Origin of the sequence: Microvirga sp. KLBC 81 (assembly GCF_003075415.1) — a bacterium.
In the GTDB taxonomy this organism is placed as follows: domain Bacteria; phylum Pseudomonadota; class Alphaproteobacteria; order Rhizobiales; family Beijerinckiaceae; genus Microvirga.
On the sequence record NZ_QDAH01000006.1, the window covers coordinates 38846 to 56869 of the forward strand.

Genomic DNA, 18024 nt, shown 5'->3' on the forward strand with positions numbered 1-18024 from the left:
TATGATGAGCGCATGGTGCGGAAAACCGGTCCACTTTTCCGCACGATGCGCTAGTTCAGGATGTTAAGGACCGGCGTTGGCTTCTCGGGTTCCTTCGAGAGATGCTTCTTCAGAACGCTATGAGTTCGTTCGAGCTCTTGTGCCAGATACTCAATCTGCCCTGTTCCGTTCCGCACAAGATCAGCGCTCGTGATTTTTCTCCAGCTGACGCAGATATCATGCACTGTCTTCGCTCCAACATTGGCCGATGCGCTCTGCAATCCATGAGCCTCGAGACGGAACCTTTGAGAATCTCCCACGGCTGCCGCATCCCGTAGTTCGTCCAAGAGATGATTGGCATCTGAGAAAAACTCATCAACCAAATTCAGTACAAAATCTCTCCCTCCCAATTGCTCCAGTTCTGAGAGCAGGGACACGTCTATCGCTAAACCAGGTTCGCTCGAGGGACTGGCAAGGTTCAAGCTGTCGGCGACTGATACATTGGTTGGGCGGCGGCTAGTGTGCTCCTCGACAGCAATGAGAAGCGCCGCAGGTTGCACCGGCTTAGTCAGGCAGACATCCATACCTGCCTCGCGGGTTCGGGCAGCAACGTCTGGCGTCACGTCGGCCGTCAAGGCGATGATAGGGGTGCGGGTACCCTGCGGTTCGGTAAATCTGAACAGCTCGGCTGCCTCGATGCCAGTCATCACGGGCATGTTGACGTCCATGATGACCAGGTCGAATGGTTCCATCTCAAGTGCGTTGAGTGCCTCCTCTCCATTGGATACGCAACGGGCGGTGTGCCCTCCACGCTCCAGAATCTTCGATATCACCAAGCGGTTTGTCGAGTTGTCGTCCGCTACAAGGATCGAGAGAGGCCGAGATGCCTTAGGAAGCTCGATTTCGGCTGGCTCGCCCCATAGAGACCGAGCCCAGGACGTTTGCGAGGCCGCTGCAATGGAGGCGGTTCTTGCCTCCTCTCGCGTGAAATCGAGGGGCAGCACGCTGCTGGAGACATGAATCAATCCTGATGCCGCAACGTTCCGAGACTTATCCGGCCGGATCAGAACTGGAGTGACAGGCAGGTCTGCTCTCTCGATCTCCGCAGCGAGGAGATCCTCCTGTAAATCGCTGTAGTAGAACAGAATCGGTTGCACGTTGCTGTGTTGCTGCGTCCAGTTATTCGCATCGGATAGAGCTTTGGTGACGGGAACATCGCCATCCTTGCCAAGGCGGGGTGCGATAAGATCTGCAAGACCTGGATCAGAGCAAACCAGAAGAGGTTGGAATGGATATGGCAAATGCTGGTCCGAGCCGTTCTGATTCAAGGGACTCACCGGAAGGGTGAACCAAAAGGAACTGCCGTAACCTTCTCGACTGTCGACCCCGAGCTTGCCACCGATGGCTTCTATTAATTGTCGGCAGATCGAGAGGCCGAGCCCGGTTCCGCCATAGCGATTGATGATGGTTTCGTCTGCCTGGGTGAAGCTATCGAAAATTTTCCCGATCGCGTGTGGCGCAATGCCAATGCCGGTGTCAGATACGACAAAACGAATATAGGTTTTGTCATTCCCAGTCATGAGATGCGCCACGAGCGTGACATATCCCTTGTCTGTGAATTTGACTGCGTTACCGAGAAGGTTGAGCAGGATCTCTTCAAGATAATGCTTTGGGCCGTGAAGTCGTAAAGGTGTTTGCGGAGCGATATGAATTGTCAGCCGGAGGCTTTTCTGGAGCGCTTGCGTCAGGACCATCGCTCGGGCGGTGGACAGCACTTCCGATAAGTCGAAGTCGATCTGATCTATTGGCATCTTTCCCGCTTCAATGCGGGATAGGTTCAAGATACTGTTGATCTGCCTGAGCAAGGATGTACCAGCAGAGCTAATCGTATGAACGATGCCACGCTGCTCTGCGTCGAGATTCGTACCAGACATGAGGCTCGACAGACCGATGATCGCGTTCAGCGGAGTTCTCAGTTCATGACTCACGCTCGCAAGAAAAAGCGTCTTTGCCCGATTGGCAGCCTCCGCTTGTGCCTTGGCATTGGAAAGTTTGCGGATCAACGTGCTTGCATAGAGGGGAAGAACAATCAGACTCAGCAACAGGCTTGCGGACAGATAGAGATCGTTGTGCCATTTCGGTGTCGTGAAGATCACAACTATGAAGCATGTGACCGAGACCGCCATAGCAACATACAGAAAGCGCACTCCGAAGCGGAATCCGTTTCCAAATGTGATCCATAGATACAGCAGAAAAAGAACAGATGAGGTCTCGCCGACGTAGTGGAGCTGAAACGACGCGGTGGCAAGGTCGCTTACGATGGCGATAATCCGCCGGACTGTTGATTGATGAGGCCTCAGTAGAATGTGGACGACGATTCCAATCGAAATGATTGCGAAGATCGTTGCGCTGATCAGTGCCTCGCGTGGCACGGAAGGGTTGATCCAGAAAGTGTAAGCCGCGATTAAGCTCAGAAAGATGAGCCTGTTGAGGCTCATCTCATGCTCACGATCGGGACTGCTCTTCAGACGCGATAGAATTCTGACGATCACAAGCCCTGTACCTTCTGAGCTGGTACGCTCTGTTTAGGTAGCAGATATCGTGGGCTCTCTTTGAGCAGAGCCTCAAATACGTCGTGCGGTACAGGCCGGCTGAACAGATATCCCTGTGCCTCGTCGCAGTAATGACTGAGCAAGCACGCAAGCTGAGGGCTGGACTCAACGCCCTCCGCAACCACTCTCAGGTCAAGGCTTTTTCCCAAGGAGATGATTGCTCTGACAATTGCCTCGTCACGGCTTCCAGCCAAGAGACTCGAGATGAATGATCGGTCAATCTTCAACGTGTCGACCGCAAAGTTCTTCAGATAGCTAAGGGAAGAAAAGCCCACCCCGAAGTCATCGATGGCTACTCTCACCCCAAGTTTCTTGACATTCTGGAGTATCAGCTTGGTTCGTTCGACGTCCTTGAGAAGGCTGCCCTCAGTGAGTTCAAGTTCAAGGCACTCTGGTCTCAGGCCAGTTGTCCTAAGGGTGTCTTCAACAAGCTGTACGATATCTTGGCGCAAGAACTGAACGGGTGACAGGTTGACGGCGATCCGTAGCGGTCCGTACCCGAGGTTCTGCCAAGCTGCCGCTTGTGTGCAGGCCTTTCCAAGAACCCAGGCGCCGAGTTCATTGATCAGTCCCGTTTCTTCGGCAACGTCAATGAAGACGTTCGGGGAGGTAGGACCGAACTCCGGCCTGATCCATCGCAATAGCGCTTCAGCCCCTACGATAGATCCTGTCTCCAAATCTATCTGGGGTTGATAATGAAGCACAAACTGCTCCTGGGCAATCGCCTTGCGGAGATCGGCCTCCAAGCCGATGTTGTTCCACGAGATGGTATCCATCTCAGGTGAGTAGAAGCGAAGCGTATTCCTTCCTTCAGCCTTTGCTTGGTACATCGCCAAATCAGCGTATCTCAGGAGCTTCTCAGCGCTTCGGCTATCGCGAGGAGCCAATGCTACTCCAATGGTACAGCCTATCCTTATATCATTCCCCTCAAGCAGGAACGGTGCGGACAGGGAGTCGATGATCTTGCGCGCCAGGCTCTCGACATCGTCTGTGGCTTCCAGGTTTGCCTTTACAACAACAAACTCGTCTCCAGACATTCTCGCGACGAGGTCGGTGCTTGAAACGGTTCCAAGCAGGCGGCTCGTCACCTGCTGGAGGATACGGTCGCCGCCAGCATGGCCGAGGGCGTCGTTGACCGCTTTGAAGCGATCAAGATCGATCAAAAGCACTGCAAACTTGGATTTTTCGTCCGAGAGCTCGTTCTGGATCCAATCGTTGAGCATTCTTCGATTGGGAAGATCGGTCAGCGTGTCATGCAGCGCGATATGCCGCAATGTGACTTCCGCCTGCTTTCGTTCACTGATATCGATTGACGTCGTCAGAACACTTGTCGCAGTACCTGCAAACTCGCGCATGGACGTCTTTGTTGTCATGAACGCCCGCTCTGAACCAGAGCCATCAGTGATGTTTTCTTCGAAGCTCACAGAGGCTCGCTGGTTCTTCAGGATCGATTTTTGAACCTGCCCGCTGAACTCCGATTTATTGCTTCTAACGACGTCACTCAGGTACTTTCCTGTCAGAGCTTCGGGGGTGGAGTTGACGAACTCTGCAAAGTACGCATTCACGAACACGATGCGACTGTCTTTGTCGGTTGCGCTAATCATTGCCGGCACTGTGTCAATCACCTGCGCCAGTGCCTCTCGGCTGCTGCGGACTAATTCTTCCTGAGAGCGTTCGCTGATGCGAAGCTGCTGCTCCAAGGCCTGCGCGCGGCCTTTGATTTGTTGCTGCTGGCGTTGCAGCTTGAGGAGATTGCGTGCGCGAGTGATGAACTCATATTGATCGACAGGGGATCTCAGAAAATCCGTAGCTCCGCCTTCCAAGGCGCGAAGCCGGAAGGCTCTGTCATCGTAGGCAGTTATCACGATGATCGGAACATCGACACCATTGGCGGTGTTCCGGACATGCTTGGTGAACTCCGCTCCGTCCATGCCGGGCATTCGAAAGTCGGTCACGATCAGATCGGGGCAGTTGCCGTTGAGCCACTCGATAGCCTCACATGGCGAGGCAAACGCTTGCACTACCGCGCCGTCTTCGATCGTCTGGGCCAACCGGGAGTATATATTGCGGTTCGTGCTTTTATCATCGAGGATCAGAATAACTGCCATATGTTGCCCCCCGGCATCCCCCGGCCTTACAGCGACGTCGATTCTCTGGCGTAACTGAGTTCGCTCAGTTGCCGCCTCTGGCGTTGGACCTGCTTCGTTGCTGGCATTCTGCGGGTCGTGCGGTGTGTCCTGACGCAAAGCGCCGTTATTGTTCCTCGTTTGAGACCATCTGTTCGTTCGCAGAGATAACGCCACCACATATTGTCATCGAACCTGGAGAAATATCGTATGGCGTTCGCATTGAACGCACCGTTCATACCGCAATAACGTAGGTGCTGCATGCCATATTGCTTCATGTTTTTATGATTGTGGTTAATCCACGGTTCTTGCCTGGGACAGCGAAATCTGCGGGAGGCCATCGTCAGGTGAGTTACGGCTATTTTCGACCAGCGAGCCGTGGCTTCATTAACCAAGTCGCACACCAGAGCTTGTGAGGTACTATCCCTATCGATGTTAAAGGATCATTATCCTTAAAGAACGACGCGTTCCGCGATGAGATTAGGCTCGTTGCGTACATGAATTCTCTATGATGGAGAGCAGGATGCTATCCCCGTTGGTCAAATCCGATGACCGTATCTATTCTGACGTTCAATCCGTCGACTACCGGGAAGTGCCATCTCCTGCAGCTCTGCCGGCGGAGCCACTGCATGGGCCGGCGCAGCCAAACCAGACAAACCTCCTTCTGCCCTACATTGATGTTAAGCTCGATTTCGAGCAGAAGATCTATTGGGCGGCTATGCGACCGAGCCAGCACCCAATGATCACGATGGAACTCCTGCGGGACATGATGTGTGTGCAGGAATCCGTTCGCGCGGTCATAGAGGAGGGAAATCGCGAGCAGCGTCAGCACCTGGAGTACTTCGTCGCCGCGTCTCAGACGCCGGGCGTGTATAATTTTGGCGGTAACTTAGCTTACTTTGCGGACTGCATCAGGCGCAAAGATCATGTAGGCCTGCGGGAATATGCCTATGCGTGCATCGATGTGGTGTACGGAAACGCAATGGCGTTTCACACTCCTTTGATTACAATCGCGCTCGTTCAAGGCGATGCACTGGGCGGCGGATTTGAATGCGCGCTCTCTTTTGATGTTCTTGTTGCGGAGAAGAGCGCGAAGATGGGTCTGCCCGAGGTGCTGTTCAACCTCTTTCCGGGAATGGGAGCCTATAGCTTCCTTTCTCGTAAGATCGGCACAGCTGCGGCTGAGAGGCTCATTATGAGCGGAACGGTCTATACGGCTGAGGAACTGCATCATCTCGGCGTCGTTGACGTGCTCGCCGAAGACGGCCAAGGAGAGAACGCGGTAAGGGACTACATCGCTCGTAACAGGCGAAAGTATAATGCCCATAAGGCCATTTACCGTTCCAAGAGACGCATCGACCCCGTGACGCATGAGGAACTGCGGGATGTTGTCGATATCTGGCTTGAGGCTGCGATGAATTTAGCCGAGCAGGACCTTCGAAAGATGGCGCGGCTTGTCGCAGCACAAGAGCGTCGTTTGGACAACGGGGATTAGTGGCGGATTTGTCGCGCGTCGCAATAGTCCCGACACCCTTCCTCGGATCTCGGCAGCGGAGTCGGTCGATCGCACTGAGCGGTAGCTGGCAGAACGTCCAAACTCGTGCGGGTAAGTGGACCTTCAAACGGTTGAGCGTAAAGGTCTGCTTGCAGTGGCAAAGCGGATATTCAATATGGGCCGGGGAAACTCAGGAGATGACCTGAAGCAGTGCATTCGAGCGATTTTTATGCAACGGCGCGGCTCCGTGAAATTGCAACCAAGCGGGTCTCAGGCTGCTCTTAACCGTCGCAGATGCGGCGCCCCTGATGCGCGCGGCGCTACCACCTCTGACAGGTTCAGAGAGTGAGGTCAGGCTTGGGCAGCGGTTCCTGCGGGACAATGGGTTGTTGGTGACGCTATTCGTCCTATTTCTGCTCTCGCGTCTGACCAAGCTTTTCGCGAACCGGAGGGCGCATGTTCAGGGACTTCTCTTCCAAACGCTGCCGAGATCCTCTTCACAGAATACCGTCCCCCCTTTGGGGACGGATCGGACATCTCGCCACTCTACCTTCACGGTATCTCGCCCCGAACCTGTCGGGTGGGACCTCGGCTTGAACTGTAGACACGTTCCAGGTCCGTTCGGCGACTGGAGTTTCCTCGCAGGATCACGCACAAAGCGCTCGTAAGCCCTGGCAACCCAAGCCCGGCACTCCGCTCGTCTGCCGCTGGTGGGCCCCGGCTCGGTCTCGCGCGTTACATCAATTCTCAGGTCAAACGGGACGACAAGTACGAATTACGAGGAATCGCCGGACGTTCCTGACGGGCAGGGCAATTTCGGAGTTTGACCCGATGCTGACCCTCTCAGACAACGGGACAGATTGAACAGGGGTGGCGCTATCTTGAGGATAGCAGACGGATCCCGGCAAATCCGAAGAAGACGGCCAGGGTTCCGTCGATCCAGCGCCTGGATTTCTGATAGGCGTAAATCATAGGGCCTGTAGAAAAGATCAGCGCGTATCCGCCAAAAACGATAACGCCGAGCATGAGGCACCCAGCAAGGATCGCCGGGAGAACATAGGGGGATGCGTCAGGCTTTAGACCTAAGCTCATGATTGCGATCCAAGCCAGGATGGCCTTCGGATTGGTCAGATGCAGCAGGACCCCGCGACGATAGACGGCGCTGTAGTTAGCCCGCGCGCCATCGGCAACGGACAAGGCTTGAGGCTCTTTCGCAGACAAAGCCGAGCGGGCGGCCTTGTAGGCCAAATACAGCAGATACAACCCGCCTGCGATCTTGAGGGCGAACAGAGCGCCAGCATAAGCCGACAGAATGGCAGAGATGCCGGTTGCTGCGAGGATGGCCCAGAAGAGGGAGCCGGTGACAATCCCTGCTGCGAGAACAACAGCGGGTGCCCGGCCACGGCTCATGGCAACTCCCATGATCGCCATATTGCTCGGACCAGGGCTAGCTGTCGCGATGGCATAGGCAGCATAAACGAGAAGCAATTGTTCGAATTGCGGCAGGATCGTCATTGTAGATCATTTTCCCATTCGGATGGCATCCTTATCCATTTGATTGTTCCTGCCAAGCAGAATCCTTTGTGTGATCCTCTGGTGTGGCGGCGGAGGCCGTGGCCCGTACCTGGTTGAAAGTTCATAGCCGTCCCCCGAATTCCACGTGTAAGCCGCCGGGGCTCAGCGCGACGAACGATGTGAAGCCGAAAGGTTTCCTGACGGCACTTCCCGGACCTTGCGCCTTGATCAGCTTGCGGGCGGTAAGTGGACCTTTGAAGAGGGCAGGGAGCTTTTGCAGCCTGACGCGAAGCGAAGCTTGTCGACTTGTAACTCCGCTAGCTTACACAAGTTCACAATGTGAATCTTGGCGCGAAGAAGGACATTCACCACCAGGACGGAGTGCTGGGTCGCAAGCCCGCCGGCGACAAAGCTCTATGACCCGCCGTCGAGCAAATGGAGAGCGGCCCTATTGAAAACCCTAGCCAATTGAGCAGGTGACTGGCATCAGGCAGGGCTCTATTATCAACAACAACGTTTCGGCTGGTTCTCCTGCTCAGCTTCCTGGCGCAAGGTAAACGTTTGATTGCGCTATAGATGCGCACGATCATTGCGTTACCTTCCGCCGTCACGAAAATGCATGGTATGACAATGTAAGGTAAGTGAAGCTCGTCTTCTCCCCATTGCGATAAGCCACGAACAAAAGTGGACGTATAATGCTGCATTGATAATGCCGATCAGGAGGTTTGCATGCGTTGTCTCCGGTCTGTGGTTGTTCTGGGTATCGTCATTGGATGGCTGGCTGTCTTCAGCCCGGTTCTCGCTCAAGGGGGGCCGGCGCAAGCACCGCCTGTGACTGTTGCGAAGCCGGTAGTTAGGAACATTGTCGAGCGAACTGATTTTATCGGACGGTTCGAGGCCATCGATCAGGTCGATATTCGAGCGCGGGTCTCGGGTTATCTCGACAAGGTGCATTTCCAGGACGGGACCTTCGTCAAGACGGGAGACCTCCTCTTCACCATCGATCCGCGGCCTTACCGAAATGCTCTGGAGCAGGCGCGGGCTGCGGTTACCTCCTCCCAGGTCCGCATGGAATTCGCGCAGAGCGACCTCGACCGGGCCGAGCAGCTGCGCCGCACCGGCAATATCACCGACCAGCTCCATGACCAGCGGCGGCAGTCATTCCTGACTGCGAAGGCCGAGCTCGATCGTGCACAGGCAGCCTTGCGACAGGCCCAGCTCGATCTGGAATTCACGGAGATAAAATCTCCCTTGTCGGGGAAGATCTCCCGCAAGATCGTCTCCGAGGGCAACCTCGTCAATGCCAACGAAACAGTCCTGACGAATGTCCTCTCACTCCAACCGATCCACTTCTATTTCGACGTCGACGAGCGTTCGTTTCTGGCCTTTTCGCGCCAGACCCACGGAGGAACGAAGACCACCGTCAATGGGGAGACCAACGAAGTTCTACTCACCTTGACGGACGAACGCCTCGGACAGCGCAAGGGGCAGCTCGATTTTGTCGATAACCGGCTGGATGAGGCAAGCGGCACGATCCGCGCCCGAGCTGTCTTCGACAACAAGGATATGTTGCTGACGCCCGGCTTGTTCGGGCGCGTGACGGTCGGAGCCTCAGATCCCTACAGGGGCATTCTCCTGCCCGACGAGGCGATCGGCAGCGATCAGGACCGGCGCGTGGTTTACGTTGTCGGCGACAACAATGTCGTCAACCTCAAGCCAGTCCGCGTCGGCCCGAGGATCGACGGCTACAGGGTCATCCGGGACGGCCTGACCGGCGATGAGACGGTGGTCGTGAACGGCCTTGTCCGGGTGCGGCCCGGAGCGCCGATCACGCCGCAGATGACGACGTTGCCCCCGACACGGGAACGGAACGGCACCTGATTCCTCACCAAGAGGACGCTCCCATGCGAATGGCTCATTTTTTCGTCGATCGTCCCATCTTCGCCACCGTTCTGTCGGCGATTTTCCTGATCGTCGGCGGCATTGCCTACGTGACGCTGCCGGTGGCGCAGTATCCGGAAATCACGCCACCCACAGTCGTGGTCCGGACCAGCTATCCGGGAGCCGATGCGCAGACGGTCGCGGCTACGGTGGCGACCCCGCTGGAGCAGCAGATCAACGGTGTCGAGGACATGCTGTACATGTCCTCCTACTCCACCGGTGACGGCGCCATGGCCTTGACGATCACGTTCAAGCTGGGAACGGATCTGGACAAAGCCCAGGTGCTTGTCCAGAACCGCGTCGCCATCGCGACGCCGCGGCTTCCCGAAGAAGTGCGACGCCTTGGTGTCACAACCCTCAAGAGTTCACCCGACCTGATGATGGTCGTGCACATGCTCTCGCCGGATGACTCGTACGACCAGCTCTATGTCTCGAATTATGCCCGCAACTATGTGCGCGACATCCTGCTGCGCCTCGATGGCGTGGGGGATCTCATCATCTGGGGAGAGCGGCAATATTCCATACGCATTTGGCTCGACCCCGAGAAGCTCGCAGCTTACGGCATGACGTCCAGCGATGTGGTCCGCGCCATTCAGGAGCAGAACGTCCAAGTCTCGGGCGGAGCGCTCGGGCAGGAGCCGACGCTTTCAGATGCGGCCTTTCAGCTGACGGTCACCACGCAGGGCCGCTTCGAGGATCCGCGCCAGTTCCGGTCGGTCATCGTGCAAGCCACGCGCGAGGGGCGTCTGGTCCGGCTCCAGGATGTCGCCCGCATTGAGCTTGGCGCTCAGGATTACGTGACGAATTCCTACCTCGACGGAAAGCCGGCGGTTGCGCTCGGCATCTTCCACCGGCCCGGCACCAACGCGCTCGCGACGGCAGACCAGATTATCGCGAGCATGGAGCAGCTCAAGGCCAATTTCCCGCCCGGGATCGAGTACAAGATCGTCTACAACCCCACGGAGTTCATCGCCGCGAGCGTGAACGAGGTCTACAAGACGCTGATCGAGGCCACAGTCCTCGTGGTGATTGTGGTGTTCGTGTTTCTGCAGAGCTGGCGCTCGGCCATCATCCCGATCGTGGCGATCCCAATTTCGTTGGTCGGCACCTTCGCCTTCATGGCGGCTCTTGGCTTTTCCGTAAACACGCTGACCCTCTTCGGCATGGTGCTGGCCATCGGCATCGTGGTCGATGACGCCATCGTTGTCGTCGAGAACGTAGAGCGCAACATTGCGCTCGGGCTCTCGCCGCGGGATGCATCCCATATCACCATGGACGAGGTGGGCACTGCTCTTGTCGCCATCGCGCTGGTCTTGGCTGCGGTCTTCGTGCCGACCGCCTTCATTCCCGGCATCTCCGGCCAGTTCTACCGGCAATTCGCGCTGACCATTGCCGTGTCGACGCTGATCTCGGCCTTCAACTCTCTCACCCTGTCACCGGCTCTCGCCGCAATGCTGTTGAAGCCGCACAGCCACGAGCACTCCGGGAATCCGATTGCCCGGTTTGGGAGAGCACTGGCGAACGGCTTCAACCGAGGCTTCGATGCGACGTCCAATGGTTATGCCAGAGTGGTTGAGGTCGTCGCGCAACACAAACTGATCGTACTGTCAATTTATGTCGGCCTGCTTGCCGGGACCGTGTGGATTGTCAACCACGTGCCGCGCGGCTTTATTCCGACCTTGGATCAGGGCTATGCCATCGTCGTCGTTCAGCTGCCGGATGGATCCTCCCTATCGCGCACCGATGCGGTGGTGCAAAGGGCTTCCAAGATCATTCAGGAAGCGCCGGGTGTTCAGAGCGTGTCGGCCTTTTCTGGCTTCTCTGGTGCCACCTTCACCAATGCGACTAACGCTGCGGCGATCTTTGCTGTCTTCAAGCCTTTCGAAGAGCGTATCGAGACCGGGGATTCCGGTAGCAAGATCGTTGAGGATCTCTTCGCCCGCATGCAGCCGATCGAGGAGGCGTTCATCATAGCCATCCCGCCACCGCCCGTGCGTGGCCTCGGCAATTCGGGCGGCTTCAAGGTTCAGATCCAGAACCGGACCGGCGACGATGTGCGCGGCATCCTCGCGGCCACCTTCCAGCTGATGGGGCAGGCCCAGCAGAACCCGAACCTCGCTGGCGTCTTTACGACATTCTCGGCCAATTCTCCGCAGGTCTATCTCGAGATCGACCGGCAGAAGGCCAGCATGCTGAACGTGCCGATCCCTAACATCTTCGAAACACTCCGGATCAATCTCGGCACGGCGTACGTGAACGACTTCAATGCGTTCGGCCGCGTCTATCAGGTTCGCGCTCAGGCCGATCAGCGTTTTCGTATCGATCAGGAGGATATCAACCGGCTGCGGGTGCGCTCCTCCATGGGCGCCCTCGTGCCCATGGGCACGCTGGTCGAGATGCGGGAGGTCTCCGGTCCCGACCTGATCCAGCGCTACAACATGTTCACCTCGGTAGCGCTGCAGGGCAATGCGGCCCCGGGTGTGTCTTCAGAGGATGCGCTCGATGCCATGGAGGCGCTGGTTCGTCAAAACCTCTCGCCCGGCATGGGCTTCGAGTGGACGGAGCTGGCCTTCCAGGAGCGGCAGACCGGCAACACGGCGGTGTTCATCTTCGCCCTGTCCGTGCTCTTCGTGTTCCTTGTTCTTGCTGCGCAGTATGAAAGCTGGTCCTTGCCTATCGCCATCATTCTCATTGTTCCGATGAGCGTTCTCTCCGCCCTTCTCGGCGTGATGCTGCGAGGGCAGGATAACAACATCCTGACTCAGATCGGCCTCGTCGTTCTCGTCGGATTGGCGGCCAAGAACGCCATCCTTATCGTCGAGTTCGCCAAGCAGGCGGAGTTCGAAGGGAGGACACCGGTGGAAGCGGTCGTTGAGGCGTGTCGGTTGAGGCTGCGCCCCATCCTGATGACGGCCTTTGCCTTCATCCTCGGCGTGCTGCCGCTCGTGATCGCAACAGGGCCAGGGGCCGAGATGCGGCAGGCGCTGGGGACAGCCGTGTTTTTCGGGATGCTCGGCGTGACCCTGTTCGGGCTATTCCTGACCCCCGTGTTCTATGTCACCCTGCGGCTCTTCGTGCTGCGGGTGTTCAGGCGCCCCATTCCGGAAACATCCCGCACGATGGGGGCTCAGCCGTCTGCCGCCGAATAGGAGAGGGAGACGTCAGAGCCGTGGAGACAGTGCGAATGGAACGATCGCGCCTGCGCTGATGCTGGGGCCGTCGAGACATAACGGAGGTTTTTCGTGGATGCAGCACGAGTAGCAAGCCTGACGAGATGGGTCATGGAGGCAGGGCTGAACGGCATGACGGAGCCGGAGATCCTGCACGGGTTCTGCGACCGCTTGGTTGAGGCGGGCCTGCCTGTCAATCGGGTGAACATGATCATAGACACGCTGCATCCCGTCTATGAGGGGCGTGCCTTCCGTTGGCGGAAGAACCGGGCGGAAATCGAACCGGTAGTCGAGTACGGTCGCACCAACGAAGGCGAGGCCGCCGAGAACTGGCGCCGTAGCACCTATTATCATCTTTTTCACACGGGTGACGACATGCTCCGGCGCAGGATAGGCCCGGAGCATCCGGTCGACTTCGTCGTTCTGGATGAGCTGCGCGAGGAGGGACAGACGGACTATCTGGCTCTCGCGCACCGTTTCGCGGCCGAGGGCTCCATTGGCGAGATGGATTGCGTCTACTCGTCATGGACGACGGATGTGGATTCCGGTTTTTCGGACGATCATGTATCGCTTCTACGCGATCTGGCGCTGCCTCTGGCTCTTGCCATGAAATGTGCGTCGCTCGCGCGCATCACCGAAACCCTCGTGACAACCTATCTCGGTCGGGATGCAGGCCGTCGGGTTCTGAGCGGCCGGATCGCGCGCGGCGTTGCGGATAGGATCCAGGCCGTTCTATGGTTCAGTGACCTGCACGGCTTCACTCGTGTGACCGAGACCACCGGACCCGAGCAGATCATTCCTTTCCTGAACGACTATGCAGAAGCAATCGTCTCATCGATACACGATGCCGGCGGCGATGTGCTGAAGCTGATTGGGGATGGTATCCTCGCCATTTTTGCAGCAGAGGACCCTGCACAAGCCTGCCGATGCGCTCTTGAGGCTGAAAAACGGATGCGCGCCCGTATCCGCTCGCTCAACGAAAATCGCGCGTCATGCAATCTGCCGGTGACCAATGCTTATCTTGCTCTCCACATCGGCGAGGTCTTCTATGGAAATATCGGCAGTCAGGATCGTCTGGATTTCACCGTTGTCGGTCCTGCGGTGAATGAGGTCAGCCGGATCGCCGCCCTTTGCCGCTCAGTCGAGAGAGACGTTCTGGCCTCCTCGGCCTTCTTCTCGGCGGCGTCGGAGGATGATCGGGCGGCTCTCGTGTCGGTTGGCCGGTATGCGTTGAGAGGTGTCGAGCGGCCGCAGGAACTCTTTACCCTTGATCCTGAGTCTATGGACAACGACAGGACTTGAGGAGATCCGTCGGCGGCTCAAGCCCTGTCGTGAACAATGCCGGGAATGCGATCCCGGATTGCCTGTTTCTCTCTTCCGTTATTTCAGTCGGACAGACGCTATCTTGCGTTCTACCGGAGTGACCGCCACGGAGCGCATTTCGCCGCGCCGGAGAACCACAACCTCCATGGTCTGTCCGATACAGTCGCCGTTCAGCAGCCGTACGAGATCGTCCACCCCTCCAACTGGTTCGCCATTGAGCGAGAGGATCACGTCGCCCGGTTCGAGATGCGCGTCTGCTGCCGGGCTGTCAGGCTCGACAGCCGCGATGACGACCCCGGAGTTGAATGGCAATCCTGCTGCGTAGGCGACACGCCGCGGAAGCGGCACCGTCTGACCCGCGACACCGATCGAGGCCCGCCGGACACGTCCGTGACGGATCAGTTCTGTGACGACAAAGCTTGCCGTGTTGCTGGCCACGGCAAAGCAGATGCCTTGGGCGCCCATGATCACAGCCGTATTGATGCCGATGACCTCGCCGGAGGTTGCGACGAGTGGTCCACCGGAATTGCCCGGGTTCAGGGCCGCGTCGGTCTGGATCACGTCGTCGATAAGCCGCCCTGATTTCGCGCGCAGGCTTCGCCCGAGGGCTGAAATCACCCCGGCTGTGACCGTGGACTCGAACCCGAGCGGGTTGCCGATTGCGATGGCGATTTGGCCCCGCCTCAAACGCTTGGAGTCGCCGAGGGCTGCGAATGGCAGCCTATCGCCATTCGCCCGTAACAGGGCAAGATCCGTGTCGGGGTCGTCGCCAATCATCCGCGCGTGAATCGGGCGCCCATCATGGCCGACCAACCTGGCCTCTCGGGATCCCTGCATGACATGGCTGTTGGTGAGCAGGAGACCATCCGGGGAGATGAAAACGCCGGAGCCCATTCCGGCTACGCGCCCCGAAATCTGTGGCTCGACCCGGACCACGGCGGGACCGACACGGTCGACAACGCTGGTGACCGCCTGCGAATAGGCATCGAGCAGGACTTCGTCGTGAGGAGGAGAGTGCGGTTGCTGCCCTGAGGGCGGATCATCTTTATTGAGAAGATAGATCGGTGTGCGATCGAGCATGGAAAGCTCCGATGACTATATCGTTCTGTCTTATGTGGTGGCGGCTGGGTCCTGATCCAAGAAAGCGGAGCCTCCGCCAATGCTCACAACAGAATGAGTCCGAGGCGTACAGCCTGTGCGACGGCATCCGTTCGGCCGGTGGCGTCAAGCTTCGCGGCGATCGAGGCAACATGGAACTTGGCCGTGTGGAACGAGATCCCGAGCCTTCGGGCAATGACTTTGTTTGAGGCTCCCTCCGCCAGCAATCGCAGGACTTCAAGCTCCCGCACGGTGAGCGCATAACCGCGGTGGACGTCATTGGGATTGTCCGGAAGGTGGCTCAGTGTGCCGCCGGGCAATTCCGGACCGGGGACATGACGCGGGAGGATCACGAAACCGCGGGCCACGGCATCCATGGCCAGCAGCAGATCCGCGATGGTCACATTGCGGGGCAGCACTCCGCTTGCTCCAGCGCTCAGGGCCGCAAGCGCATTCACGGGGGCTTCGAGAATGATCGTTGGTGCCTCTTCGCGAACGGGCAGGTGGTCGGCGATCACCACATCAGGTTCCCTTGGATCGAGTTCAACCCTGTTCGGCTCGCTGGCCAACATCGTGCCGACGCGGTCGAGCAGGTCTGGATCTTCGATGTGTAGGGCCACGCGTTGCAATGCTTCACTCTTGAGGGTTGGAGCGTTCCGCAATCTCGACGGTAAGTGATATCTGCTTTCCGGATCGCAACATTCCAAGCACAACTGATTGACCAACGCTCTCAGGTCCAAGGAGCGCGTAAACGCGACGGACCGAATACAAGGGATCGGCATTCCATCGGATCAGAACATCGCCTTGCTTGATTCCGGCTTTCTGTCCGGGGCCATTGGAATCCACGCTGATGACGATCAGTCCTCTCGGTTCAGCGAGCCCCGCCGCATCAGCAATGGTCTGATCGATCGACACAGGCTGAAGGCCTAGTCCCAGATAGCCGCGGGCGATCCTTCCGTGCTCCAGCAATTGCTGGGCCACGCGTTCGATGGTCTCTGACGGGATGACCAGAACGCGCCCTCGAGGCCCGAGCACCGTCATTCCGATGATCTCCCCACTGACATCGAGAGCGGCCCCGCCCTCGGATCGGGCATCGAGCCTGAGGTCCAGATGGAGCCTGCGATCGATATGGCCGCCGCGCAGGCTCCTCCATGGGCCACCTGCAAGAGCCACAATGCCGAGGGCAGCACTCAAGCCATCAGGCTGACGGCCGGCGGCAAGAACGAGATGCCCGACCCGGAGCCCGGATGTCTCTCTGAAGGGAACCTCGGCAATGGGTCGTTCCTCGGTGCGCAGGAGGGCGATGTCCGTGCTTGGATCGCGGCCGACGAGGGATGCGGGCGCTCGACTCCCATCCGGGCGAGTGAGCAGAATGTCCTCGTCCGCCTCCAACGTCTCTTCTGCGGTGAGGACAAGTCCGGGACGCCAGATGATGCCGGTCGACGACCTGCGTCTGGGGCCATGGATCGCCACGAGCCTTGGCGCGACACCGTCAAGGAGATCGGCAGCCCGGTTCGAAATTGCATCGAGGGAGAGGTCAGATGATGGACTGGACATGACATACCCTCCTTTGCACGTCATGGCTCATCCTGCCGGTAAACGCCTTTTTCGGGTACTGACCGGGTGGCTAGGTGTTGCCTTAGCCAATCGGTCTGGGAAGCTGTCCCAACTGGGTCTACCGGAGGGTGTCTGCACTTTCCGCGGCGAGCAGACCATCGCGTGGCCGAGCTTGGCACTTATCGCTGTAACTTCTCGGCGTCGGACTGGCGGCGTGGGACCACGAGCTTCGACGTAAGCACCTGAACGACTTCGCCGCGCTGATTGCGGGTCTCGCTCCGCAAAACCACGATACCCCGATCCGGCTTTGAGCGCGATGGTACGATCTCCGCGACCTCACTGACGACATGCAGCTCGTCGCCGGGACGAGTGGGCTTCGGCCAAGCGATCTCAACCGCTGCGCCAATGATACCCCCGGCGATCGGCGCCCCGCCGTTCACGAGCAGCCGCATCGTGAGAGCGGCCGTGTGCCAGCCGCTGGCGGCAAGACCGGCGAACAGCGATCGGGCGGCGGCATTCTCGTCGAGGTGGAAGGATTGCGGATCGAACTCTTGCGCGAAACGTTTGATCTGCTCGGCATCAAGGTGGTGCGACGGGCTCGTGAAGGTCTGGCCGACATGCAGATCGTCAAGAAACAGATGATTTCGTTTTTCGCTATTCATTCGAGCACCTTGGGTTTGGTTTACCGCTTCCAAGCAGCATCCGCTTCACCGGGGCAGGCGCCCAAATCGGATCGGCACCTTCATCATAGACGCTTTTGGTACGGGCCGAGCGTTAGCAAGCTTCCGCATTGCTAATCTGGTCGAGCGCTTCTTCAACAAGCTCAAACAATTCCGCGGCATTGCCACGCGATACGACAGGAACCCGGACAACTTCCTGGCCGCCATCAAGCTCGCATCAGTCCGTATCTGGCTACGCGTTAATGAGTCTGCGGCCTAAGCTTTAGATCGGCTACCAGAGAGGTATGAAACGTCCTGCACTAAACTGGATTCCCGACGCATGGCCGCTCCTGCTCAGCTAGGAGCAGGTCTGCGCATATCTTGGGATCGGATTGGAAACCTTCAGGAAGGTCTGTCCGGTGCCGCCGGTCGATATGGGGGCACACGTAGTACGGTATCACCGCTGGCAGATCGAGACCTGGGCTAATGCCGTGCCTCCTAAGCTCAGAGATGCCCAAGCCGCGGCGCGATATGAGCAGGCTGGGAGGA

11 protein-coding genes and 1 pseudogene are annotated in these 18024 nt (G+C 58.0%); 5 read left to right on the forward strand and 7 right to left on the reverse strand.

Going from position 1 to position 18024, the window contains the following annotated elements; genetic code table 11:
- Positions 1–50: 50 nt before the first annotated feature.
- Both DC522_RS06335 and DC522_RS06340 read right to left on the reverse strand, forming a co-directional pair.
- Positions 51–2477: a hybrid sensor histidine kinase/response regulator gene (locus DC522_RS06335; protein ID WP_116527856.1), complete on the reverse strand. Its 2427-nt coding sequence runs from the start codon at positions 2475–2477 to the stop codon at positions 51–53.
- Positions 2478–2527: 50 nt separating this feature from the next.
- The gene (locus tag DC522_RS06340) at positions 2528–4699 is read right to left on the reverse strand and encodes an EAL domain-containing protein (protein ID WP_116527985.1); all 2172 of its coding nucleotides are present in this window, start codon (positions 4697–4699) and stop codon (positions 2528–2530) included.
- Positions 4700–5240: 541 nt separating this feature from the next.
- On the opposite strand from DC522_RS06340, the gene DC522_RS06345 reads away from it, so the two are divergent.
- A complete protein-coding gene (locus tag DC522_RS06345) occupies positions 5241–6212 on the forward strand; it encodes a crotonase/enoyl-CoA hydratase family protein (RefSeq protein ID WP_116527986.1) in 972 nt (323 codons plus the stop codon).
- Between the two features lie 876 nt (positions 6213–7088).
- On the opposite strand, the gene DC522_RS06350 is transcribed toward DC522_RS06345, so the two are convergent.
- A complete protein-coding gene (locus tag DC522_RS06350) occupies positions 7089–7727 on the reverse strand; it encodes a LysE family translocator (RefSeq protein ID WP_116527857.1) in 639 nt (212 codons plus the stop codon).
- A gap of 729 nt (positions 7728–8456) precedes the next feature.
- Between DC522_RS06350 and DC522_RS06355 the strand changes: the two genes are divergently transcribed.
- From DC522_RS06355 to DC522_RS06365, 3 genes are all read left to right on the forward strand, one after another.
- A complete protein-coding gene (locus DC522_RS06355) occupies positions 8457–9608 on the forward strand; it encodes an efflux RND transporter periplasmic adaptor subunit (protein WP_205769524.1) in 1152 nt (383 codons plus the stop codon).
- A gap of 23 nt (positions 9609–9631) precedes the next feature.
- The gene (locus DC522_RS06360) at positions 9632–12817 is read left to right on the forward strand and encodes an efflux RND transporter permease subunit (protein ID WP_116527858.1); all 3186 of its coding nucleotides are present in this window, start codon (positions 9632–9634) and stop codon (positions 12815–12817) included.
- A 93-nt stretch (positions 12818–12910) separates the two neighbouring features.
- On the forward strand, positions 12911–14140 hold the full coding sequence (locus DC522_RS06365) for an adenylate/guanylate cyclase domain-containing protein (protein WP_205769525.1): 1230 nt from the start codon (positions 12911–12913) through the stop codon (positions 14138–14140).
- Positions 14141–14218: 78 nt separating this feature from the next.
- Here the strand turns inward: DC522_RS06365 and DC522_RS06370 are convergent, their stop codons facing one another.
- From DC522_RS06370 to DC522_RS06385, 4 genes are all read right to left on the reverse strand, one after another.
- Complete coding sequence (locus DC522_RS06370) at positions 14219–15241, reverse strand: S1C family serine protease (RefSeq protein ID WP_116527860.1); 1023 nt, start codon at positions 15239–15241, stop codon at positions 14219–14221.
- Positions 15242–15324: 83 nt separating this feature from the next.
- The gene (locus DC522_RS37185; protein ID WP_205769529.1) at positions 15325–15636 is read right to left on the reverse strand and encodes a LuxR C-terminal-related transcriptional regulator; all 312 of its coding nucleotides are present in this window, start codon (positions 15634–15636) and stop codon (positions 15325–15327) included.
- Positions 15637–15892: 256 nt separating this feature from the next.
- The gene (locus tag DC522_RS06380; RefSeq protein ID WP_116527861.1) at positions 15893–16816 is read right to left on the reverse strand and encodes a S1C family serine protease; all 924 of its coding nucleotides are present in this window, start codon (positions 16814–16816) and stop codon (positions 15893–15895) included.
- A 179-nt stretch (positions 16817–16995) separates the two neighbouring features.
- On the reverse strand, positions 16996–17478 hold the full coding sequence (locus DC522_RS06385) for a MaoC family dehydratase (protein ID WP_116527862.1): 483 nt from the start codon (positions 17476–17478) through the stop codon (positions 16996–16998).
- 115 nt (positions 17479–17593) lie between these two features.
- Between DC522_RS06385 and DC522_RS06390 the strand changes: the two are divergent.
- Positions 17594–17755: pseudogene (locus DC522_RS06390) on the forward strand (IS5/IS1182 family transposase); the annotation flags it as partial.
- Between the last annotated feature and the right edge of the window lie 269 nt (positions 17756–18024).